We start from the raw sequence: 24,260 nt of genomic DNA, 5'->3' as shown, positions 1-24,260 counted from the left end.
TGCCCCAGGGGAAAAAGGGAGAACTAACCTTACACACTTTTTCGGACACTACCGTCAAACGTCATTAAATAGTAGTTCGATTCTGGATGTCTTATAGAGAGAGTCTTTTCGATAGACTACATGTCATGAAGAATTATGGCAAAATTACTCGTTGATCTCAGACTCGTGATGAGACTCGGGAAAAGGGTGCCTGACTTGATGATAAAGCTTGTCTAAGGTTAGGTCCCAAGTTGGACAACTTAGCTTCGAGACTTGGATACTCTTTATTTCGAGTCGAAAAAAACTTTAGGTTGAACGGCCCTACTAATGATCTTTTGTGAGCAGCCCCTGATTGAAGACATAGAGAAAAAGGACGATGGGGACAATTTCATGAGTTGGCCTCAACCCGAGTCTTGATCTTGATGTAGTAGATGAGTCTCTATGTAAAGTACACATTCTCACTGTCTGTTCTTGATCATACATATTTTATATATTATTATATGTACATAAGGGATATTTGAGTGATGAGCCCACGATCCCGTTTCGCTTTTTGCTTTATTAGGCTGATAATTAAAGCTTGGAAGACCTTTTTTTTCTTCAAAACGAGTAGTGGATTTGTTTGTTAGTATAAGATTTATTTATACCTTTGTCATGAAACATAGCCACTTGAAGTGCTGTATTTCAGAGGAATGTCACTGATTTTATGCTTGGAGTCGTGAGTAACTCTTTGTAGATTAGGATGTTCTGGAGTTTTATGAGTGCTCTTCGTTGGTGCGGTTTTGGTGGTTTTTATGGGTGCTGAGAGTGAGACGGTGACGACTGTCTTGCCCTCTTAAATCGGTAAATTTCACATTGGGAGAAGAAATTTAGTTTACAACATTGAAAATAAATACTATTACTCACAATTAAATTTTTGTCACATGAAAAAGAATTTTTCTTTAAAGTTCATGGCTATGGCAATGGCAGCTGCTCTTGTGGCAGCTCCCGGCTGTAAGGACTATGACGATGACATCAACAACTTGAGAGAGCAGACTGCCGGTATCAAGAAGGATCTTGATAAGGCTAAGGGTGACCTTACTGCTGCTATCAAGGATGTTGAGGCTAAGGCTGCTGCTGCGCAAAAGGCTGCAGACGAGGCTAAAGAAGCAGCTAAGAAGGCATTGCAAGATGCTCTTGCTGCGGACGCTAAGTTGAAGGCAGAGCTTGAAGCTCTTGCTGATAAGGCACAAAAGGCTGCAGAGGCTGCTCAAAAGACTGCAGATGATGCTCACAAGAAAGCAGATCAACTTAGAAAGGATCTTGAAGCTCTTGTTAAGAGAGTAGAAGCTCTTGAAAGAAATAGCGCAACTAAGGAAGAGTTGGCTAAGGCTAAAGAAGAGCTCCTTAAGGAAATTGAGAAGGTGATGAAGAGAGTAGAGGAATTCGTGGGTAACCGTGTTACTTCTATCGCTCTTGTTCCTACATATCACATAAACGGTATCGCTGCTGCTGAACTTCTTGGGGTTGCGTATAAGGCACAGGCTCACGTTGATCACTTGCCATTCGGCTTTGCAACTAAAGATAAAGGTAATGGTGATAAGGTGTTCATGCCAAGCCAAGGTGAGTTCATCTTCAAGCTCAGCCCAAGTCGTGTTTCTGAGGCTTCTTTCACTCAACCTTCATTCGAAACTTGGGTGTCAAAGAACAGACTCAGGGTAGAAGCTGGTGAGACAGGTGTTGATAAGCCATTCAAGCCTATGGGTTACACACTTGAGGGTAACAAACTTACAGTGACTGTTGTTAAGACTGTAAATAGCTCTCTTAATCAGTCAGAGCATTGGTTCAATGAGTTTACCTCTGATCCATGGTGTGAAACCGGAACAGATCAAAATGAAGTTGAGAAGTTCTACATGGGCGCATTGACTCTTCCTATCGCCGAGAAATATTGGACTTCAGAGGAAGCGGCGGCTACAGAAAAGCCTGCTGTTGTTTCTGAAGGATTCAGAGTTGATGAGGTTTATGTTGCTCCTGTTATCAAGAGCAGAATCGCTAAGGGACAGGAAGTCGGCTACATCACAATGAATGGTGCGGCTCCTTCTGCAGTCACTGCTACACATCACAATAAGTGTGCGAGTGAGTATAAGCCTTACGCTTATGACAATACTCCTTCGGATAGACACTATTGGGATGCTGATAAAAACGGAAAGAAAGATGCTGGCGAGTTAGCATGGGGTCTTCCTACACACTTCTCTGACTCTACTCTTCTTTACAACTCAAAGGAAAACCAACTTATCGACCTTGATCTTGAATGGGATCAAACGTATGACTTGATGGATTATGTGGCTGTTGCAACAAAGGCGAGCCATGACGACTTCGACTATAAGAAGCACGGTCTTGGTTTCCACTTTGCGGTGGCTAAGGGTAAGTACCTCCAAGGTACAAACCAAACTGATCAACAAGAGTTCGCTAAGCTCGAAGGTTCTGTTTTGACAAACAAGGTTTACTCTATTGGTGGCGCTTCTGAAACAGCTATCGGTCGTGAACCTATCATACGTGTCACTCTTTATGATCTTGAATCAAAGGCTGTTGTAGATCAACGCTACATGAAGGTTAAGTGGATCAAGACTGCTAAGATTAAACACATCGGTACTTCTACATTCGAAGACTTCTATGTGAACTGTAAGGGTGACTTCTTGCGTCTTAACACGCAGAAGATGAACGAAGACATCTACAGACAAGCTGAAGAAAAGCACGGTATCGCTAAAACTACTTTCACTGATCGCTATACTCGTCTTGAAATCATTAGCTTGACTAAGAACGGTGAATACATCGTTCAGGATGGTAAGTTCACTGCAGATTATGCTGGTGCAACAATGTCTACTCGCGAAGAAACAGGTAAGCCTCATCCTTGGAAGAATCTTCAGTTGTACTATGTCCCTGAGGGTGCTGAAAGCACTGCGACAGATGTCCTTCCTCCAGAGCAAAATGCTGGTAATACTTCATTCAACATCGTTTGGACACTTCAACCAGAAATCATCCGTAGCATCGTTGAAACAGGCAAGGCTGAATTCATCCTTAAGTTTAAGTTCTACGACCGTCTAAAGGAACTTCACTTGACACATGACTTCAAGGTTGTTGTTAAGCTTCCAGAACAAAACTTCAACTACGAAGAAACTTACTGGTCTGACGGTAAGATGGGTCAGGAATTCAAGGTTAATCCTCTTGTCTATACACCGGTTTCTGCAACAGGTGATAAGACACGTGTGTCTGATCAGACTCACTACGATAATGTAGATTACAACGATGGTTATTTTGTTCATGGACATACTCCTTACGATATTGTTGGTGATAGCCACATCCAAACTGACCTTGTAAACGGATTTATCTACAAGGGTAAGAAGGTCGCTAACGTCAACCAGCTCATCCAATACATCCGTGAATGTGCAAAGGTTCGCTTCGCATTCGATGAAAGCAGATTCGGTGAGTTCAAACACCTCAAGGGTTATGTAGTATCTGATAAGGCTACAAGACTTTGGAAGGATGCTGCTCCTGCAACAGATCCAGCAAATAAGGACTTTATCCAAACTGACGAAAACTACGCTGCATCTATCTTGAACTTCTTGTCTGTTAAGGCTGATACAAATGAGGATAAGAACCTTTCTCTTCCATACAGCTATCCAGAAAACATTGTGAACGATAACGTTCATGGTGCAGTAGATGAAGCTCGCGCTCTTATCCGTCTCCATGAGACTAACACTGAAGCTACTGATGGTGCATCAGATCTCGGTACACCTGCTGCTATCAATCTTGTAGGTAAGGTTGTTCCTGTGATGATTGTTGCAGAGTATAACCAATGGAACCAAGTTCCTGTTAAGAGATATGATGTTAAGTTCATCGAACCTCTAAAGGTTAAGGGTCAAAGTCTCGGTTATTTGGTAGACGCTCAGATCGGAGGTTCGTTCACAGGTAAGCTTTCTGACAAGTACACATTCACAGACTGGAATAAGCAACCTGTTGCTGATAACAGTAAGTCTTACGACAAGGAATTGTGGAAGTACTACGCTGTCAAGACGTTGGTGTTCAATGTTAAGGAAGCTAAGACTAACATTAAGAATATCGATGGTAACAACATTGTCACTGATGAAGATTACAGAGACGGTAACCTCCCATCAGGCCGTATCCTACAACAGGTTAAGGTAACTAATACTGCTTCTAAGCCTTATGAGTTTACTGAAGTTCAAGAAAATCCTACTCACCTCCGCTACCACAACAACTCCGGTACACCTGTGAATAAGGAATACAAGATCTTCTTGGATGTAACTGCAAGATATAAGTGGGGTGTTATCAAGTCTCCACAAGAGATCCTTGTTAAGGTTGCTCCTGGTACTCCGGACGACAACTAATTCAGACAACTAAAGACATCCGTCGGTATGTCAAATACATAAGACGAATGATCTGACTCCATAGCAAAGGTGTCCACTTGGGCACCTTTGCTTTTATAAAGTGATTACTAATTGAATTATTACTTGTATATTTACAAGCGATAATTGATGAATGGTAACTTAAAAACTTATTGATTATGAAAAGAACAATTTTTGCATTAGCTGCAACTCTTGCTTTTTCTTCTGTCGCTTTTGCTCAGACTTCTGATGAAATCAAGAGAGAGGCTGATAAGATCCGTCAAGAGATCAAAAAGGACTACTCTAACTGGACTATCGGTGTCTATGGTGGTCTTCCTTTCTTCCAAGGTGCTGACATGGCTACTTTGGGTCACGACAAGACTCGCTTCGGTTATATGGCAGGTCTGCAACTTGGCTACCAATTCAACCCATTCTTCGGTATCAGCCTGACCGGACAATACGGTAAGGGTGATGCAGGCTACAAGAAAGGTGAGGATGTGTTCCGTGTGAAGCCTAATGGTATGGTTACTCTTGACCCTGCGGGTTCTATGCAGTTCTCTGAATTGTATGCTTCTATACCTCACATGAGTGCAGGTCTACACTTTGACTTCAATATCGCACCTCTATTCAGCAGCTCTGCTAATCGCAAGTTTGCTGTGGTACTCAGCCCTGCTGCTTACCTACAAAAGTTCATGCCTGAACTAAAGAAGATCTCTGATGATAAGGTGTACAGCGATCCAAAGATCGGTCAAGACCTTACTCTCGGTCTTGGTGGTGACCTTGACATCCGTTTCCGTGCATCTAAGCACCTTGACCTCTTGCTTAAGGGTGGTGCTGCTTGGATCGCAAATAACGCAAGTCACGATGGTATCAACCACGAAGAGTACACCAAGCTCAGACACGCTGTAGTAGGTCAGATCGGTCTCGGTCTTATCTACAAGATCGGTAACAGCGACAAGGTGGACAACATCATCTACGCTCCTACTTGTCGTACAATCAACAAGATGGCTGCTGAACGCGTAGCTGCTCGCCTTGAAGCTGAACGCATCGCTAAGGAAAAGGCAGAAGCTGAAAGACTTGCTCGTGAAAAGGCAGAAGCTGAGCGTATCGCTCGCGAAAAGGCAGAAGCTGAAAGACGTCGTCTCGAAGAGGAAGCTGCTCGCAAGGCTGCTGAAAAGGTAGAAGTAAACCTTCCAAGCATCCACTTCGTACGTGGTAGCGCTGTTGTAAACAAGAAGAAGTATGCTAAGGAACTTGCTGAAATGGTAACGTTCTTGAACGCTAACCCAACGCTTTCTGTTGATGTTATCGGTTTCTGTGACCATACAGGTACTGAAGCCCTCAACGATAAGCTTTCTATCAAGCGTGCTGAAAATGTGAAGAAGTATCTTGTAAGCAAGGGTATCGATGCTGCTCGCCTTTCTGTGAAGGGTATGGGTAAGGACGATGGTCTTTCCGGCAAGGCTGCTCTTTCTGTAAAGGCTCGCCGTGTAGAAGTGAAGTAATAGTATCTCTCATATATACGAGAACCTGATATGACCGCAGGGCGAATATTTCGCTCTGCGGTCTTTTTTTCTGTCTGTCGTCCCTCTCTCCGTCTCTCCGTCTTTCTGTTTTGCCGCCTATTTGCTTTGGGAGTTTGCAATAGGGCTTCGTCTCTGTGGATTCTTGTGAACTCTTTTGATGTGAACTCCTTATCTCTCCTAACCGACACTAATCGACCGCCGTGATGAGGGATGTCATTATCTTTGTGTTCCGGATGTCTTAGGATAGCCATAACCTGCGGGTCGGAACAGTCGGCTGATAAAGTGAGGTCCGGGTACCTCTCGGCCCAATATCAATTGTGTCAAAAATGTGTCAAATCATTTCTTTTTTGTACATTTGAGGTTAGCCTGTGGGGATTCTCGCAGTAAGAAAGAAGAAACAATCTATCAATGAGCCACGAGTGGGACATACTGACATTGACTCCGGAGGAGAAAGAGCTTGCGAACGAACTGAGAAGTCGCAGTAAGCTCCTGCCTGTCGTGGCGGATATATTGGTGCAGAGAGGCCTCCATGAGCCTGAAAAACTAAAGCACTTCCTTGAGCCCAAACTGAGCGACCTGCATGACCCTTTCCTCATGAATGACATGCACAAGGCGGTCAAGCGCATCAACAAGGCAATAGGTAACAAGGAAAAGATCCTCATCTATGGAGACTATGATGTGGACGGAACAACGGCTGTGACGCTGGTGTATAAGTTCCTCCGCAAGGTGACTACCAACATCGACTATTATATCCCTGACCGTTATGCCGAGGGCAGTGGTGTGTCTACTCAAGGGGTGGACTATGCGCACCGCAATGGCTTTTCGCTCATCATAGCCCTTGACTGTGGTATCAAAGCGGTCAGCAAGGTGGAGTACGCGGCTTCGTTGGGTATAGACTTCATCATCTGTGACCATCATGTCCCCGATGATGTGTTGCCGCCGGCGGTGGCACTCCTTAATGCCAAGTTGCCTGACTCTACTTATCCTTTTGATGAGCTTTCGGGTTGTGGTGTGGGATTCAAACTGATGCAGGCATTCGCGATCAGCAATGGCTCGGATATGCGTGCCCTCTATGACCTCCTCGACCTTGTGGCGGTGAGTATAGCTGCGGACATTGTGCCTCTTGTGGGTGAAAATCGCATCTTGGCTTATCATGGTCTGCGTAATCTGAATCAGAATCCGGCCATCGGTCTCAAGGGAATCATCGAAGTAAGTGGTCTGAAGACAAAGGAACTCGATATCTCGGACATTACTTTCAAGATAGGCCCTCGTATCAATGCTTCGGGACGTATGCAGAGCGGAAGGGAGTCTGTGGACTTGCTATTGGCTCGTACGCCCAAGGAGGCAAAGGCTATGAGCCATCATATAGACGAGTACAACAACAAGCGTCGTGAGCTGGATAGAGAGATCACTCACGAGGCAAAAAATATCGTCGAGAGCTTCACGGACATAGAGGACCGTAAGGTCATTATCGTCTATGATCCGGCTTGGTTCAAGGGGGTGATAGGTATAGTGGCTTCGAGACTTTCGGAGAAATACAATCGCCCGACGATCGTCCTTACCGATGCAACGGAGGGATTGGTCTGTGGATCGGCGCGTTCGTCCGAAGGCTTTGACATATACAACTGCATAGAGAGCTGTAAGGATATACTCGAAAACTTCGGAGGACACCCTTATGCTGCCGGCATGACGATAAAGAAGTCCAACCTCCATAAGTTCATCAAAATGATGAATGAAAAGGCGGAGCAGTCGTTCTCTACGGAGTCTTTCATCCCTCGTCATCGTGTGCATGCGGAGATCCCTCTCAAGGAGATAACACCCATGCTGCGCCGACAGATCAAGAAGCTCGCACCATTCGGTCCGGGCAACGAGAAGCCTGTCTTTTGTACTCGTGGTGTTGTCTGTGTGACGCCTCCGCGTGTCATGGGTAGAAAAAAGAACCACCTGAAGATGGTGGTAAGTATGCCGGGAGAGATGCCTTTCTTTCAGGCTTTTGCATACAACCAATCGGATGCTCTCACGGCTTTGTCCAAGGGTCAGGAGTTTGATATCCTTTATAATATAGAAGAGCACAGCAGCATGGGAAAGAAGATGGTTCAGCTGATCATCATAGATATCCATGTCCCCGAAATGGGGTGATACCGTTTCTTTCCTCTCTCGACAACCGGTAATTTCTTTTGCGCCGTGGGTCTCAGATACGATCAGACACAGTCTCCTGTAGATATCCTCCGTACTTATTGGGGATATGATGAGTTTCGCCCTATGCAGGCGGAGGTCATATCGTCTATACTGGAGGGGCATGATACGCTGGCTCTGATGCCGACAGGGGGTGGGAAGTCTATAACTTTTCAGGTACCTGCTCTTTTGTGCGAGGGACTATGTATCGTGATCACTCCCCTCATCGCGCTGATGAAGGATCAGGTGGATACGCTGAAGTCTCTGAGCCTGAAAGCTGCGTATCTCCACAGCGGGCTCTCTCGCAGACAGTCCTTGACAGTGCTTGACAACTGTACTTATGGGGATTATAAGTTTTTGTATGTATCGCCGGAGCGTTTGGGTAACGAGACCTTTCTCAAACGTCTCTCGATGCTCGATATATCTTTTGTCGTTGTGGACGAAAGCCATTGCGTGAGTCAGTGGGGCTATGATTTTCGCCCTTCCTACCTCGCTATATCCGATTTTCGTAAACTCGTTCCCGATGTGCCTGTCCTTGCCCTAACGGCTACGGCTCCCCCGATAGTTGTGGAGGACATCATGGTGCGTTTGGGATTCAGAGAGGGGCATCGGCTGTTCAAACGCAGTTTTTACCGTAAGGTTCTCTCTTATGTCGTACGTAAGACTGCCGATAAGCCGCGCGAACTCCTCCATATCCTCAATAATGTTGCCGGTAGTGCGCTTGTGTACACTCGAAGCCGTAAGAGGACTGCAGAGTATGCCGCCCTCCTGACGGATGCGGGGATTTCGGCAGACTATTATCATGCCGGTCTTAGTCCCGATGTCAAAGCTCGTAAGCAAAATGAGTGGCAGCAGGGCTCTACCCGCGTCATGGTGTGTACCAATGCTTTTGGGATGGGGATCGACAAGAATGATGTGCGTCTGGTAATCCATCCGGATATCCCTACTTCTCCTGAAAACTACTATCAGGAAGCCGGGCGTGCGGGTAGAGACAATAATCCTTCGTTTGCTGTCTTGCTTTACGACCCTAATAATGATGAGCGCAATATGTACAAGCGTCTGGAAAACAGCTATCCCTCTAAGGATACCGTAAGGCGGATATACGAAGCCTTGGGTAATTTCTTTGAGATAGCCGAGGGTTCAGGGCAAGGGCAGTTGTATGAGTTTAACCTCTTTAAGTTTTGTCATGTCTTTAAGTTCCAAGCGATGCAGGTGCTTTCGGCGCTTTCCCTTTTGACGATAGGAGGTTTTATCGAGTATATGGAAGATAAGGAGTTTTCGTCACGCCTCATTTTCCTTGTTTCGCGCAACAGTCTATACAACCTTTTTGAGACAGACCAGCCTGTGTATGAGGGTATCATAGAAGCCATACTGAGAAGTTATACAGGTGTCTTTACCGACTATGCCTTTATAGATGAGGAACTCATCTGCCAGCGTATGGGATTGAGTGCAGAGGTTGTCTACAAGTCGCTTATAGATCTGGATCGATGGCATGTTGTTGACTATGTGCCCGGTAAACGCTCCACTTACATACGCTATACCGTCGAGCGTTTACCCAAAGAGCGTGTGTACTTGACAGAGGAAGTCTTTGAGCGCCGATATAACAGCGAGAAAAAACGACTTGAGTGTATGCTCGACTACATCAAAGCTGATGATGAGTGTCGGGTCTTGACGCTGATGAAATACTTCGGAGAGGATTCTCCCAAACCTTGTGGCCTCTGTGATTATTGCCGCCAACATCCCCCCAAGGTGCTTTCTTATCGAAGTGTCGATGTTGTGGAAGCGTTATTGACAGAGTTGCGTAGACAAGGCTCCACCTCAGTCTCTGTCCATGAGCTTGCGACAAAGCTCGGCCTCCCCGACGAGCATATCAGAGAGGCCGTGAACTTCTTCATTTCCGAATATATTTCAATTTCTTGGGGAGGGAAGGATGAGATACTCCTCCACTGATACCTGACTTCCCAAGCCCCCTTTTTAAGCTGTTCTTTAACTTTACTCAAGTGCGGTGTGGAGATTGACTCTCGCCCCTTGGGACGTGCCCGGGATTTGGACGTTGCTTATCCTCACTCAGGTGCGGTGTGAAAATTCCATTGAGTGTCCGCCATCTTCATCTTATCTCCGAATGCTGTCAATATATACAGCGTCACTTCCTCAGCTCCGTAATCGGCACTCATGAGAGACAATCTTCCGGCCTTGTCCCTCAGGCCAAAAAGGGCAGAACTCCCATGATATTCGCCCTCATCATCCACTCTCCATACAGAGTTCTCTTCGCCTTCGACCCTTTCAGCATAATCTTCGTATACTGATAGTTTCCCCTCATCAGACAACACGATGAGTCCGAGAGCTGTCGCTCCCGTCATATTTACAGATACGACATACGTTGTCAGTTTGCTGTCCGCTGATATCGAGCGCACATGACACTTGCCTACGGTACTTTGATAAGATTCCTTGACAAGTTCTGTTATTTTATTGATGTCGGTACGTTGAGCCTCTGTCAGCTCGCTGTCCGTCTTTTCCTCCGGATAGTCCCGAACTTCCTCCATCGGTACGAACGAATACTCCGTCAAAAAGTCCTCATTGCAAAACAGTACATAGTGCTCTCTGTCGGACTTCTCGGTCGTTTCGCCTTTTTCTTTTCTCTTCCTATGATAGAATACACATCTCCCGGTATCAGGTCGAAGTATCTCGCTATGATCCTGCTATTGTGCCTGTTTTCGTACTCTTCCTGCCTTCCCGGATATTTGACGGTATAGACTTTCCCGTCAGATATGCAGTGGGTATATTTGGGGAGTTCTATGTTATCGAGATTGTGGATGATGGCCTTGGTGCCATCGGTACTCATGAGACCTGCCATGATGTCGAATGGGATATCATATTCACTCATTTCTCCCGTCAAGTGCGCACCATCCTTATTCCTTTCTCCGGTGTTTTTCCTACCTCTACTGCAAGCCACGAAGGCAAGCAGTATGGCAAATATTGCTGCCAGTTTGATGAAGTCTTTTTTCATGTCACTAAGATTTTAGTTTAATCACAAATTCAAATCCGAGACAAGAAAAGAATTCAGAAATATTCCGATCACTTTTCTCATCAAAAATCCATACAAGAGCGCCTGACCAACAAACTCTCTTGCCAAGTGAAAAAGATATAAGGAAAAACAATGAGTCCTTGAGACTAAACTCTCCTCCCCTCTTTGTATATCTGTGGTGTTTCAAAGACGCTCGACGACCGTTGTCGAGTGCCTGCGGTCACAGATATTCTTCTATCCAAGTCTTAAAGGCGGCATCCTCCACAGGCGCTTCTTTGACAAAGCTTGGATCCATGTGTGTGAGAAAATGCCAGTCTTCCTCCCCCCTTTTTCTAAATATCACGGCCTCGCCATCCTCCGAACCCCGGAAACTGCGATCCGTCTCATACCCCTTGCCCTCCAACAAGGCTTTTACTCTCTCATAGTTTCGCTCCCTTTGAGCTATATATGCCTCGAGTCCCTCATTACCGATGATATAAGCATCCACGAGGGTCTGACTGTCTACGAGTCCCTGTCCGGGCTTTGCCATATCGGGGAGCTCCTGCCAGATGATCTCGACATCGTCCTCATCTCTGAACATAAACCGACTCATCGGCACCCTGTTACCGTTCTGCTCTATCTCCATGTACTCGGGTAGGGCACTGGGGCTGAACGTCTCATACGTGAAACTATAATCCTCTCCCACCTCTTCGGAGATCTTGTAGCCCGGGATCCGGCGGACAAACTCCTGCCCGGCTTCCATGCTGTCAAACAGTGCCAAACGTGTCTCATGCCCATTCTGGACAAATGTCAGCAGATACATCATACTCTCTTTTGCCCTCTATTCATGGGGCATCTTTTTTCGGGAAAAATACGGAGATCCATCCTTATGTAGAGGTCCTTTTGCTAAAGGTAGTAAAAAAAATCCGGCTATGCCGTGAATTTTAACAACAATGGAGGCAACCCAAATCACCAAGATTTAAGTTGCCTCCCCCTAACCTTATTCTTTCCTAATATCCAGACCTGAAAGTTGACCGGGTTGTAACGGTCACGAAAAAAATGAAAAAGAGAAAATTGCTTAATTACAATCACTTGGGCACAAGGCCCCAAAACCAATTATTGATGTATCAGTTTAAGGCTTGTGAAGAAGTTACCATCCTGCAGATAGACGGTGTATTCGCGCCTTTCGTTTGACTCTTTCGAGTTGATTTCGATGTGCAGGAGGTTACCTTTTTTTATGACTTTGCCGAACTCCCCCTCATATCCGATAGGGCGTCTCTGTTTATCTTTTATCTCTTTCAGCTCTTTTCCCACGTACAGGTAGCGATCTCCTATCTTGAGTTGTTGGTTGACCCACCATCCATCCGACGCCGTAGGGATATCCATGGAGCCACCCTTTTTAGTGAAAGTGACTTCGGTCAGACCCGGTTTGATGGTATCTTTGCCCAATCCTATGAGTTCATTGGGCTCTTTTTTGCCACAAGATACCATCATAAGACCCAACATCATGGCAAAGAGGAGTGAGATAAGTTTGTTCATGATCTGTATTTTTTTGTTGATACACCCCTAAAATCCTCCTCTCCCCCAAACCTTGCACGCTTATCCGAAAAAATGTGTGTGGATCGAAAAAATGTCTCGATGAAGGTAAAAAAACAAGGTAAGTTTTATCCGCGAGGCATGCCAAAAGACAGAAATTGAGAGACTGATATCCCTGCATCTGATAGTGGAACAGGTACTTTCGCTTTACACAAAGGAGAGGAGCAATGGGGATTACAAGATATTCCTCGATACGATGGGCAAAGGCAAACTACTTACTTTCCTCAAAGTCTTGGGCTTGGCGTATAGTATTTGTACTCCACCGGGCTACCACGTTGGGAGACACAGCTTCGGAACACCAACTTTGGAGGTAGGCATGCCGATAGAGAGTATCGCCAAGATGATGGGGCATTCGTCCTTTGCCGGCAGGCAAATCTACGCCCAAATCTCCGACCAAAGGATTGTAAGGGATATGGAGAGGTTGATGTAGTGAGGATGGATATAAATTAGGTCAGAATAAAAAGAGCTTACTCCGGATTGTAGAGTAAGCACCTTTCTTATTCATTGAATATTTATTCATATTTTATCTGCTGTAATGACTCTATATGTAAAAGAATTGATGGTAATGCGAAAGCCTTCTGCATTGTTGGTGATATAATAATTCTTTCCTTTCTGAAGAAAATGAGTTTCGTCTGTACGATTGATAATACACGCTATAAAGTCTTCGATCTCTTGGGGGGAGAGATGAAGGTTAAGTTTACGGTTGATTCTACCATACACTAATTTCGTGTAACAAAGCCTTTGCAAAATAACTTCTTTCAGAGAATTGCCAATAGTTTTCTGAGCTTGATTTCCTCTTTTTAGAGAAAGACTGTCGGTTATCTTTGTTTTTAGTTCAGTTTTGCATTGTTCGATAGTTTTGCCTGCTGTGTCTATAACAATCCTGTCTTTTTCCCATTTGTGATATTCTCGGGTTTTGATATCGTCCCATGTCGGAATCTTCATATTTGCGATTTCTGAAACCCTCTGCATTGCTCGTTGCTTGTGTTCCGACTTATCTGAGCAGATTATTTCAACATTCAAGAAACGACAATCACTCTTGGCGGCAACTTCTTCCCATTCATTTCTTGTCAATTCAATAGGATTACAACTATCAGTCACGACATTATTCCCCAATTGTAAATTGTCGCTTGCTATACGATAAGCCAGGCGGTAACCTTCCCCCTCGATACTGATACGACATAGGTCTCTCAATCCTTGTTCAATGGTATCAATACGCAAGTAAAACGCTCTGAATTCCTTTGCTACAAACTTCGAAAGTGTGGATTTGCCCACTGCTGGTAGTCCTGAGAAAATAAAAAGAATGGCTTTATTCACTGTAATTGTTATTTCAGTAATTTCGCTGCAAGTTTATAAGTGAACAGAACTCGAGGATTGGATAGATCCCATCACCGTACAATGCTGCTGTAAATTCATTTATCATTGTCCTTTTGTTCTTTGCTAGCGTCTGCACAACTTGTCTTACCCTCTTTTCCCCGCATCTCTTTTTGCTTACTATAATAAGATTCTCGCAATTTTTTCTTCCGTTTTTTACTTAAGACACCATGTTTGCTCTCCGCTGTCATTCCCTCCCATTCAAGAGCAAACCAAAGTTGCATTGATATTAAAAATTCGTCAATTTTCGTCTTCTTGTCTTCTGACTGGAGAATCTCATCAATCAATTCGATAGTCTCTTTATCCCATTTCTCACTTGGATTCATAAGTGTTTTTAGCTGATACGACAAGGATCTCAGTTTTATTTTATCTTGATCCTTATTTTCGCTATCTGCTATTGCACAAAACTCAGCAACTTGTTTCCGAAGTTTTACTAAATATTCTTTTCGGGCATTTGTTATCGTGCGAATAAAAGCATTTTTATTTGACCGTCTTAAAGTCACCCAGACATTAACACAACCAACAATAAACGCAAGCATTGCACTTATTAGGGTTATTGTACTTTCATTCATTTTTATCATTTTCGCATGTCCTCTTTTGTCTCTCCTTGCAAAAACGGAGGATTTTGCTCTCGGAAGATGTTACTTGTCTCGACGGTACAAATATATCTGATTTATTATGAAATGGGCAGTACAGACCTCAAAAAAGTGACGTAAGATTTTGAAAACTCACGTAGAAATTTTCTCAGAATCTGTCCGTGGAGTGTTGGACTTCCAAGTACATGGAGGGAATTATGTCGAGGTGGCTTTCCGATGGAGATTTAGCCACGAAGCCAACAAGAAAAAGAAACGGGGATGAAGGATGTAGAAACAAATACCTCTTTCCAAAAAAGAAAATGATGATAGAACGCCCCCTTTTTCCACTCAAAAGAGTGCTCCTGTGGAAGATCAAGTGAGTATTCTTTATTGATGCGAATGCGAGCAATAAAAAGTCCTCAGCTCATTTACTTTGTCCTTCAATAAAATGGTTCGAGCTTGAAAATTCCATAAGAAGGTAAAAAAACAAGGTAAAGAACTTGCGATCGCAAGTTCTTTACCTTGTTTCTTCAAGTTGTCTAACCTTTTTCGGAAGGTTCTACTTCAGTTTTTTGAACTTGTATGTCGGTGGCATCTCAAGCATGGGAAACTTGACATCGGGGCCGGCAAAGAAAGCGTATGTCTTGCTGAAGTAGTGGGTCGGCTCGAGGTCATACACTGCCATATACAGGTATTCTTCGCCGGTTTTCTCATCTTTGACGGTTGAGAACCCTATTTCGGCTGTACGTACCTTCTCGGACAACGGAGATATATTGACATTGATGTTGTCTACTTTGAGTCCAAGATAGAGGGTATTACCGGAAATGAAGAGTTCGCGTTCAAGCCTCGTTGTGTTTTCTCCTGCAAAGAGGTGGCGGAGAGTCCCCTTGAACGAAGGCTTGATGACATGACTGCCCGGAGTACCGGTGATCACGAGTCTGTCGCCCTCCTCTCCGGTGATCTTTTTGATCTCTTCGGTCTCCACTTCTCCCGCGGTGTCTACAAAGTCGGACTCATTGACAAATTTGTCAAACATCCAAGTCCCTGACAGATCCGTTGGCTCGGTGATTTTGATGACTATCGAGCCCTGCGCACCTCCCGCAACTCCTGCTGTGTGGGGGATCTTGATCTTGATGGTATTGGCATTGGGATCGTGTTTGAGTGCTCGCACGTGGAGGTGTCCGATACCTCTCGGTCCACCGGGCTTGAACACCATGTGCTTCCCTTGAGGGAATGTGAAGTGTACCCCTTCGACCGCCGTACTACCTTCCGTATCTATCTCTATGGGATAAGTTTCCGGAGATCTGAATCTCTTGTTGCGACCGTTTTCGTCTTTCCAAGTGACCGGGTAAGGGCGTTCTTTGAAGAGGATATCTTCTGCCTTGGCAAAGGATATGGTCTGAGGTCTCTTGCCTTGCAGCTCCACGCGTATGAAGTCCACTATCCCCTTGCGGTAGCCTTTGGGGACATCCCCGAGATAGATGTGCAGGACAGAGGGGTCTTGTCGCTCGGACTTATTGGTGAGAACGAGGGTGTCTGTCAGCTTGTTCGGGGCGAAGGTGATGACTTCTGGTGTGATCTCGAAGTCTGCTTCGATGCCCTCGTCTCCCTTTGTCACGTATTGCAGCCTGATCTCCTGAGAGGGAGCTGTCTGTATCTTGACGGGTATCTTGACGCTTTTCTTTTGTTCGATGCTCAAGTTCAGAGCTTCGAAGCTGACTTGAGGACGCATATCCCCTCCGTGACGATCTATCTTGTCGCAGGAAAGGAGGGTCAGAAAAGCAATGATCGATATGAGTAAATGTCTGATATTCATGGATCAAGGGTTGTTATTCTTTTTAGTACTTGCTTCGTGCTCCGCCTTGATTTCATCGATGAGCTTTTGCTCGGCTTCGGTGATCTTTGGCGTGTCGGGGAGCTTGATACGGATATCGTTGATGGACTTCTTTTGAGGTGGTACCTCTTCGATCTTTTCACAAGCAGTGAAGCCTATGATGACAACGAGGGCTGCGAGGCCTGTCCGCCCGAGAAGGTTTCTGTATTTTTTCATATGCTGTGTCATATTGTCTTTGTATGAAGTTTTGCTGTCGTCAGCGCCCGAGAGTAAAGTTTTCGTACTCCGGATTTTGCTCAAGGCTTTCCTGCAAAGCTATGTCTCTGAGAGGGATCGGGAGGGTGTACATGAACTTCAGCATGTCGTAACGCTCTCCGTTGTATGCTTTCCAAAATTCGGGTGATCCGTTGCGCTTGAGTTCAAAAAATCTGTCTCCCTCGAGTAGAAACTCCTTGCGTCGCTCCGAGAGGATAAGTGAGAGTAGGGGAGTGACATCCCTGCCCATGGCGTCCTTTTTGATGTACTCCAAGGGTGATGCCTCGGGCAGTGTAGCCGATGTGTAGGGCGTGTGTCCCTCTATGCGGTGGGCTCTGAAGTCGTTGATGACCTCGAGGGCTTGGGCTTCCTGCCCCATGTGATAGAGAGCTTCTGCCAAGATGAGAGCGAGTTCGGCCGATCGTAAGCCTGCAGAGACCGAACGTTTCACTATACGTCGGGTGTCGAAGTAGATCTTGGCACGTATGTCCTTTTCCGTTTCGCCTGAGTATAGAGCGGTGTAGCGACGTGAGAGCGGACGTGTTGAGAGGAGTTCGATGCGGTTGTCATCGTTGAGGTCGTAGATCAGCCTTGGATTGCGGATGAGGTAATTACCCTTGTGGGATGTTTCCTTGATCATCTCCGCAAATGCCGAAGCGTGTAGGAGGGGATGTGCGGCAAGGAGTTCTTTCGAGAGCTCGTGAGCCTTTTCCCACTGCTGTGTCCAGTGGTAGAGGCGGGCTTTGTAACCCTTGATGACTTCTGCCGTAAAGTAGTACGAAGCATCTGTGACATTGTAGCTCAGTGCCTTGTCAAAGTCGCTTTCGATGAAGTTGATGAGGCTTTGCAGGTCGCTTCGGGGGATCTGTGCTTCGATGTCATAGACCTGCACGATGGGGAGACCTTTTTGCGAAGAGAAACGTCCGGCTTCGGGAGCTTCGCAGTAGAGGCGCATGAGCTGATAGTATGCCACACTGCGCATGCCGTAAGCCGTGCCGTAGATCGTACGTGCAAGGTCGGAACCATCGTTGCCAAGTTCTGAAATGACGATGTTGCAGTCTCTGATGATCTGATACAGAGTCTGGTAGGGTGTCGTCCTGCTGTAGTTGATCTCAAGCTCTCCTTTGATGCTGATCGGCAAGAGATTGGTGCTTGTCGTGTATAGTGCAGACTCGAAGTCATCGGCATACATATCCATAAACAAGGAGTTGGATGTATTGCCCACGAGGTACATGTCTCTCCCTTCGTCGATGAAGTTGAGGTGGTACTGAAGGAGTGCTGAAAACTCTTCGGGTGTCTTGGGGACGGTGACTCCGTACGGCTTGATGTCGAGGTAGCGACTGCAACCGGAGAGGCTCACGAAAAGAAGGAGGGTATATATTACTTTTTTCATATCTGTGATCTGTGTTTCGTCGTGTTGCGATGGTTAGAACCCTACGCTGAGTCCGAACGTATAGGTGCGAGGAATCGGATATACCGCTCCCGGAGTCTCAGGATCTATACCGCTGTAATTGGTCAGGATAAAGAGGTTGCTTGCAGAGAGGGAAGCATTCAGACTGCTGATGCCGAAGTGTTTGAGCCAACTGCCCTCAAAGCTGTACCCCACATAAAGTGATGAGAGTTTGAAGTACGAGAGACTCTCGAGGCGGGAAGACTTGGTGATGCTGCTCGCCGTAACCATATACTGATCGAGGTAAAGACGGTCACCATAGCGGTCGATGATACGTGGTCTGCCATCTGTGATGGGATTGGTCGGAGTCCAACGACGGATGGCATCTTTGGTAGTATTGACATGATAGCCATAGAGGTCGTTGACGTGATCGGGAACCATCTCTCTGTCTCCCGGTAGACCGATGAAGTCTCTGTAACTCACGGGAGGAGTGACTTCGTTGAATACATATCCGCCGGTGGAAAATGTTCCGCTCAGCCCCATGGACAGTTGTTTGTAAGTCAGGTTGACAGAGTAACCACCATTGACAGGGGCATTTTCTGTACCTATGTAGAAGAGATAGTTCTGAGGGTTTTGTCTATCCTCCGGAGTCTCCATCTTGGCATCGGGACGACGCTCATAGGTGTACACGCCGAGGACAGGATCTATGCCTTCGACTTTCCCTGTGAAGAGAGAACCTATGGGATAGCCCTCGATGTTTTTGTTGAGATAAGAAGGCCGCTCTTCCACATACTTGATGAGTTTGTTGCGGTTCATGCCTATGTTGGCAGAGGCCTTGAGCATCCAGTCTTTGCTCTTGAGGAGCGTTGCACCCAAGGTGAACTCAATCCCTTGATTGCGAAGCTCGGAAGTATTGTAGTTTTGATCCAAGAAGCCATTGGATGTGACGACAGGTACACTCGTTACGGCATCCGTGGTATACCGGTCGTAGATCTCTGTCGAAACCTTGATCCTATCGTCCAAGAAGCCTACTTCAAGGGCTGCATTGATGTCCCTCGTTTTCTCCCATCTCAACCTCGGATTGGGAGGTGTCTTGATCTGCCCGATACGGAGGTTGTCGTCCTCTGTCTTGCGAAAGCGTGGGAGATACCTCATGACAAAGTAAGGGTAAGCGGACTTGTTGACATTCCCTGTATAGCCCCCAGATATACGCATCGACAAGGTGCTGAGGTAGGGTTTGAGGGACTGCATGAAGTCCTCTTGATCGGCGTTCCATGCGAGACCGACAGATCCCGTAGGGTTAAATTGGTTTGCCGTGCCAAAACTGTTGGAACCATCGGTACGAGCCGTCAGACTGAATACATAACGGTTGCGGTAGTTGTAGTCTGCGGAAAAGTAAAACGATGCAAATGCCGACTCGAAGATCGATTGACCTGCAAGCCCATCAATGATGTTTGCATATCTCTTGAGGTCGCTTTCCGAGTATTTTTCCTGAGGGGGAAGTGTCGGAGTCGAAGAGTTGCCGGATACGGGATCGTAGCCGTAGCGTTTTTCGTAGATGCTCTTGGCATATTGAGAGCGTATCTCCGACCCGATAAGGGCACTTACATTATGGTTGTTGGCAAAGGTGTTGAAGTAGTTGAGCTGACCTCTAAGGATGTAGCTTGTATTGGTCGCGGAGGTCTGAGTTATCGAGCCGTAGCGACGTGTGGATGACGAAGAGAAGATATCGAACGGCCTGTCCAACCATGCGGTGTAAGTATCTTTGCCATTGACATTTTCAGAAGTGTTGTTGGTAAAGCCTACCGATGCCAGACCGTCAAAGCTCAAGTGATCGGAGAAGCGATAAGACACGCTTGCTTTGATGTTCCCGGTGTAGTTTTTTGTGGTGCTGTGGGTGTTCTCCATCTCTCTGAAGATATTGAAGCCGTTGGGAGGCAATTGGAACGGAGGCTTGATCCCTGAGTTTTGAAGGAGCGAGAAGTAAGTATTGTCAGCGAGATAATTACCATTGCTGTCGTAAGGTTTCTCATAGGGATTGGCGAAGTACGCATAACTAAATGGATCTACCGAAAGCGACGAGCCATCGGAGTTAAGGTAACTGAGATCTGCAGAAAGGTCGGCTTTCAGTCTGTCGATGGGCTTGAGGTTAAGCTTCAAGTTAAATGTCGAACGCTCTGCATTGGTGCGCTTGACGAGCCCCTCCTCACGCGAATATCCCGCCGAAGTGTAGTAGGTTATCTTCTTTTCCCCTCCGCTCAGAGTCAGGTGATGGCTGTGAGACAGCGCATTTCGGAATATCTCTCCAAACCAGTCTGTCGTATGCTCCCCAAGTGCTTTGATCTCCTCATCTTGTCGAGCCTTGTCCCATCCTTTGTATATCCCCGCGCCCGAACGTATGGCACCGACGATGCCTATCACCGGATAGCGTTCACCTTTTTCCTTACGTTTGGCAGAAAACTCGTCCCAAAGCTCTTGTTCGAAAGCCAATTTTTCCCTCGAATTCATCAGACGCGCATCCCTCGGAGGCGCCGATACCAATGTCCAATTGGTCGAGTAGCTGACACTCATCTTGCCCTCTTTGCCTCTTTTTGTTGTCACTATGATGACCCCGCCGGCCGCCTGAGAACCGTATATCGCTGCTGCCGAAGCGTCTTTGAGGACGGTGACGGACTCTATGTCATTGGGCGGAATGGTTCCTATCCCGTTCATAAAGATGTTGTTGAAGTCCCCGTTCTTTATTTCCGTGGTCGATATCTGAGGTATGTCTCTCTGCATGGGGACACCGTCCACTACCCAAAGAGGATCGGCACTGCCAGTGATGGTATTGATCCCACGTATCCGGATCTTGGCAGCCTCTCCCGGGCGTCCCGATACCGCTTTGACATCAAGTCCCGCGACAACACCCTGCAACAAGTGGTCGGCGCTTGCCATCGGCTTGCGATTGAGCTCTTTGGAGTCTATCACCGCGACAGACCCTGTCGTACGCTTTTTCGTCGTTGTCGAATACCCCGTCACGATGACCTGATCGAGGACTGCGGACTTGTAGTTCAGCGTGACGGTGATGTCTGTCTTGTCCCCTATGGTCAGGGTCTGAGTCTCCATGCCTGTGTAGGATACTGTGATGACTGCGCCTTTGCTCAGATCGAGGACAGCTACACCATTGATATCGGTAGGGCGCACGGGTTTGCCCCCTTTCGCTTTGATCAAGGCTCCCGGGAGGAGCTGCCCGTCGCTATCCTTGACGGTGACTCTCACTTTCTTGGTTTCAGGCTTGATCACCCGGGTAGTTTCCCGGGCAAAGAGCAGGGTCGGGATAGCCCCAAAGGTGAGCAGACACAGCAGGCAGATTGATAGTTTACTTTTCGTTATCATACTGTGTAGAATATATACTGTTGTTATTGTGTTTTTTTGAATTTGTTTTGAGAAGGTGTTTGACAAAGTAGCGCCTTATCTTATCAAAGTAATAAGGACTCTCGAGCTGATGATCTTTGCCCGGAAAGACAAACATATCGAAGTGCTTGTCTGCTCTGATCAAGGCATCGGCCAGTCGGTAAGTCGATGATGGAGGGACATTTTTGTCCTCATCCCCCGTCATCAGGAGGAGTTGCCCCTTGAGGTTGTGCACGAGTTCAAGAGGCGTCGGCACTTTGCACACGAACTTTATCTTGCCCGTCTCTGGGTCTTTTTCTTCCGTCACTCCGTGAAAACTCTCTCCCCACCAGCGTATGTAGATATTATTGTCATAGTTGCCACTCGCTGCGACAGCCACTTTGTAGAAGTCGGGATAAGTCAGCAGTGATGTGACTGCATGAAACGCACCGCCAGAATGCCCATAGATACCGACCCTGTCAAGGTCGATGAAGGGATAGACTTTTGCCAGCTGCTCTATCGCCGACTTATTGTCTGCCAACGGATAATCCCTGAGATTTCCGTAGCCGTAGTTGTAAAACTCGTGCCCTCTCAGAGGTGATGAACCTCTCGATGGCACTTGTACGACGACAAAGCCCGTCTCGGCAAGGGACTGATTGGCGTTTTCATCCACCTCAAATCCCAAAGGCATCATATCTGTCTGCGGCCCGGGATAGACATAGGTGATGATCGGGTACGACTTGCTCTTGTCGAGCGTCGAGGGGAGATACATAAGCCCTTGGAGATCGGTCTTGCCGTCATCGGCTTTCACTGTGATGAGGGTCGGAGATATCCAGCCTGCGGACTTGGCCTCTGTCGCGGGTATCTCATGTATCTTGGCCGGAGATTTGGGATGGTGCAGGTCGATGATGGAATAGACCGGAGGCATATCCATACGTGAACACTTGTCAAGGGCATATCTCTTGTCCGGAGACACCTCTACCTCATGATGTCCGTCTTGGGGATTGACACAACGCTGTCTGCATCCGTCAAGCGAAGCCAGATAATGATGAGCGTATTGCGGGTGTTGCCCTTTTTCGCCTCCATACCCTACAAACATGATTTCCTTCCTCTTTTCGTCTATCCACAATAGTCTCCCACAGACCAGTCCGTCTCCTTGCGTGACTCTTCGGATAAGATTCCCTTTGTCGTCATAGAGATAGTACTGCCCATATCCGGTGCGCTCCGACCACCATAGGATCTGTTTGCCTTGGTCAAAGACCCGATAGTCAAATAGCGTCTGGTTGTAGTGTGGGGCACACTCTTCGCTGAGCAACTCGTGTACCTCGCCGGTACCGAGATCTATCCGGCATAGGTCGATGCGGTCTCCTTTACGATTGACGCGGGTGAAGTAGAGGGACTTTTGGCATCTGAATGGCGCCAGCACTACCTCTTGATCCTGATACTTGTCGATATCGAGCATCGCTCCTCTTTTCTTCTGAGCGTCAAAGTAGTAGATCGCATACTGGGGGACTGCCGCATCGCCGGGGATGGACATGTTGAATGTGATCACCTTGGGTCTCGATTTTGTGAGCGAACGTATCAGCCCCATCTTGTGTATCTTTCCTTCTTCTTTGAGTAGGGCGATGTATTTGTCGCCCACCCAAAAGCCTTTGGGTTTCACCTTCCCATCGGACGAAGAGGTGTAACTGAAATAGGAGTCTCCATCAAAGGTGATGCGCTCGACTTTTCCCGAATGGTTGTCCTTCAGAGCCAGGTCTGCCCCCTCGGCAACCATCGTGTAGCGAGAGTCGGTGCTCGTCAGCTTGCCTCGTGCTTTTTTCTGTGAGAGCAATTTGGTCCGGGACGGATCGACCAAAGACATCTTGCCGTTCCTCCTGTCGTAGCGGATGCTTTTGCCTTTGAATGTGGCCACAAAGATATCCGGTGAGCCGGAGGGGAAGTCAAGGCGGTACAGCCTTACCCTCGCTCTTGGGAGTTTTTCGCCTGTGAGATTCTCAAAGTCGGAGACAAAGGTATCGTAGTCTCGTATCAGCTCGGAGACTTTGCCGGACTTGAGGTCTACGACATAATTGACCGGACCTGAGGGCGTGTCCAAGTGATAGTACATATACGGTAGATCCTCTGCCCAGCGAGGATGGATGTATATATTTTTCAGCTTTGCTTTGACTGCATCTGCCGATACTTTGCGAACTCTCTGATCGACACTCTCCTGAGCTGTTGCCGAGAGGGTAAGGAGCAAATACAGTGAGATAATAATTGATCGCATTAACAATCTTTCTGTATTGATGTTTTTTAAACTGATTTGAGGGGCTGCAAAGTTAATAAAAATCATAATTGTAATCAATATGTTAATCGAAGCAGGTTTTTGATATTCTTGACGTTATCCATGTAGGAGAGCTGTGCATTGCGTCGTTTATGTTGTCTTTTGGATATGATTTATTGTTCGGATTTTATGGATTTTACTCGCAATTATCCCTCCAAAAAGGGTGATCTGAGACCGAAATCGTATGCCGATTGTTTTGTATTGATGCCATCGGATAGGTACGGTTTTAGGGTTTGATACTGTCCTAAAAAAGTGTGTAAGCCCCATTAGTCCTTAACTTTGAGATAAGAAAAAATAAAACCAAGAACAATGGAACTTACAACATCAAAAAAGTCGGCATTTATTTCTGAAATGCTATCATCAGAGACAGGTATTAACGAGCTTATCCGTGTATTATCGGACACTTTTTCGAAGCAAGAACGTGCTCTCTCTGTCGAAGAGCATGAGGGAGAACAATGCAATGGCTTCCGTCCTC

General features: G+C 46.5%; 17 protein-coding genes. 6 read left to right on the top strand and 11 right to left on the bottom strand.

The genetic code is table 11. The features are described from left to right. Positions 1-899: 899 nt before the first annotated feature. The 4 genes from Q4A14_RS06145 to Q4A14_RS06130 all read left to right on the top strand — a co-directional run bounded on the left by Q4A14_RS06145 (position 900) and on the right by Q4A14_RS06130 (position 10,009). Positions 900-4,361 (top strand): hypothetical protein, encoded by a 3,462-nt coding sequence (locus Q4A14_RS06145; protein ID WP_303170728.1) that lies wholly within the window; start codon positions 900-902, stop codon positions 4,359-4,361. 176 nt (positions 4,362-4,537) lie between these two features. Continuing rightward, entirely contained in the window at positions 4,538-5,863 is a 1,326-nt protein-coding gene (locus Q4A14_RS06140) for an OmpA family protein (protein WP_303170726.1), read from the top strand. Positions 5,864-6,292: 429 nt separating this feature from the next. Beyond that, positions 6,293-8,023, top strand: coding sequence for a single-stranded-DNA-specific exonuclease RecJ (gene recJ / locus Q4A14_RS06135; RefSeq protein ID WP_303170725.1), 1,731 nt, complete (start codon positions 6,293-6,295; stop codon positions 8,021-8,023). A 45-nt stretch (positions 8,024-8,068) separates the two neighbouring features. Then, the gene (locus tag Q4A14_RS06130; protein WP_303170723.1) at positions 8,069-10,009 is read left to right on the top strand and encodes an ATP-dependent DNA helicase RecQ; all 1,941 of its coding nucleotides are present in this window, start codon (positions 8,069-8,071) and stop codon (positions 10,007-10,009) included. 113 nt (positions 10,010-10,122) lie between these two features. On the opposite strand, the gene Q4A14_RS06125 is transcribed toward Q4A14_RS06130, so the two are convergent. From Q4A14_RS06125 to Q4A14_RS06110, 4 genes are all read right to left on the bottom strand, one after another. Continuing rightward, positions 10,123-10,602, bottom strand: a complete 480-nt coding sequence (locus tag Q4A14_RS06125; protein WP_303170721.1) for a hypothetical protein — start codon at positions 10,600-10,602, stop codon at positions 10,123-10,125. A gap of 20 nt (positions 10,603-10,622) precedes the next feature. After that, complete coding sequence (locus Q4A14_RS06120; protein WP_303170720.1) at positions 10,623-11,066, bottom strand: hypothetical protein; 444 nt, start codon at positions 11,064-11,066, stop codon at positions 10,623-10,625. A 238-nt stretch (positions 11,067-11,304) separates the two neighbouring features. Further along, a complete protein-coding gene (locus Q4A14_RS06115) occupies positions 11,305-11,889 on the bottom strand; it encodes a hypothetical protein (protein WP_303170718.1) in 585 nt (194 codons plus the stop codon). A gap of 290 nt (positions 11,890-12,179) precedes the next feature. After that, positions 12,180-12,602 carry a hypothetical protein gene (locus Q4A14_RS06110; RefSeq protein WP_303170716.1) on the bottom strand — a complete coding sequence of 141 codons (423 nt, stop codon included), beginning with the start codon at positions 12,600-12,602 and terminating at the stop codon, positions 12,180-12,182. 127 nt (positions 12,603-12,729) lie between these two features. On the opposite strand from Q4A14_RS06110, the gene Q4A14_RS06105 reads away from it, so the two are divergent. Next, positions 12,730-13,089: a tyrosine-type recombinase/integrase gene (locus Q4A14_RS06105; RefSeq protein WP_368492357.1), complete on the top strand. Its 360-nt coding sequence runs from the start codon at positions 12,730-12,732 to the stop codon at positions 13,087-13,089. A gap of 86 nt (positions 13,090-13,175) precedes the next feature. On the opposite strand, the gene Q4A14_RS06100 is transcribed toward Q4A14_RS06105, so the two are convergent. Both Q4A14_RS06100 and Q4A14_RS06095 read right to left on the bottom strand, forming a co-directional pair. After that, a complete protein-coding gene (locus tag Q4A14_RS06100; protein WP_303170714.1) occupies positions 13,176-13,976 on the bottom strand; it encodes a DUF3781 domain-containing protein in 801 nt (266 codons plus the stop codon). Positions 13,977-14,071: 95 nt separating this feature from the next. Next, positions 14,072-14,605, bottom strand: coding sequence for a hypothetical protein (locus Q4A14_RS06095; protein WP_303170712.1), 534 nt, complete (start codon positions 14,603-14,605; stop codon positions 14,072-14,074). A 148-nt stretch (positions 14,606-14,753) separates the two neighbouring features. Between Q4A14_RS06095 and Q4A14_RS06090 the strand changes: the two genes are divergently transcribed. Then, positions 14,754-14,891 carry a hypothetical protein gene (locus Q4A14_RS06090; protein WP_303170710.1) on the top strand — a complete coding sequence of 46 codons (138 nt, stop codon included), beginning with the start codon at positions 14,754-14,756 and terminating at the stop codon, positions 14,889-14,891. Positions 14,892-15,167: 276 nt separating this feature from the next. Here Q4A14_RS06090 and Q4A14_RS06085 read toward each other — a convergent pair whose 3' ends face one another. The 5 genes from Q4A14_RS06085 to Q4A14_RS06065 are packed head-to-tail and all read right to left on the bottom strand — an operon-like array spanning position 15,168 to position 23,728. Then, on the bottom strand, positions 15,168-16,424 hold the full coding sequence (locus Q4A14_RS06085) for a hypothetical protein (RefSeq protein ID WP_303170708.1): 1,257 nt from the start codon (positions 16,422-16,424) through the stop codon (positions 15,168-15,170). Positions 16,425-16,427: 3 nt separating this feature from the next. Next, positions 16,428-16,658 (bottom strand): hypothetical protein, encoded by a 231-nt coding sequence (locus Q4A14_RS06080; RefSeq protein WP_303170706.1) that lies wholly within the window; start codon positions 16,656-16,658, stop codon positions 16,428-16,430. Between the two features lie 40 nt (positions 16,659-16,698). After that, positions 16,699-18,090, bottom strand: coding sequence for a RagB/SusD family nutrient uptake outer membrane protein (locus tag Q4A14_RS06075; RefSeq protein ID WP_303170704.1), 1,392 nt, complete (start codon positions 18,088-18,090; stop codon positions 16,699-16,701). Between the two features lie 33 nt (positions 18,091-18,123). Then, positions 18,124-21,462, bottom strand: a complete 3,339-nt coding sequence (locus Q4A14_RS06070; RefSeq protein WP_303170702.1) for a SusC/RagA family TonB-linked outer membrane protein — start codon at positions 21,460-21,462, stop codon at positions 18,124-18,126. Next, positions 21,446-23,728 carry a prolyl oligopeptidase family serine peptidase gene (locus Q4A14_RS06065; protein WP_303170700.1) on the bottom strand — a complete coding sequence of 761 codons (2,283 nt, stop codon included), beginning with the start codon at positions 23,726-23,728 and terminating at the stop codon, positions 21,446-21,448. Before Q4A14_RS06065 ends, Q4A14_RS06070 begins: the two co-directional genes overlap by 17 nt. Between the last annotated feature and the right edge of the window lie 532 nt (positions 23,729-24,260).

Source organism: Porphyromonas sp., from assembly GCF_030529325.1.
Classification (GTDB): Bacteria; Bacteroidota; Bacteroidia; order Bacteroidales; family Porphyromonadaceae; genus Porphyromonas_A.
This window is presented reverse-complemented; position numbering and strand designations above follow the sequence as displayed.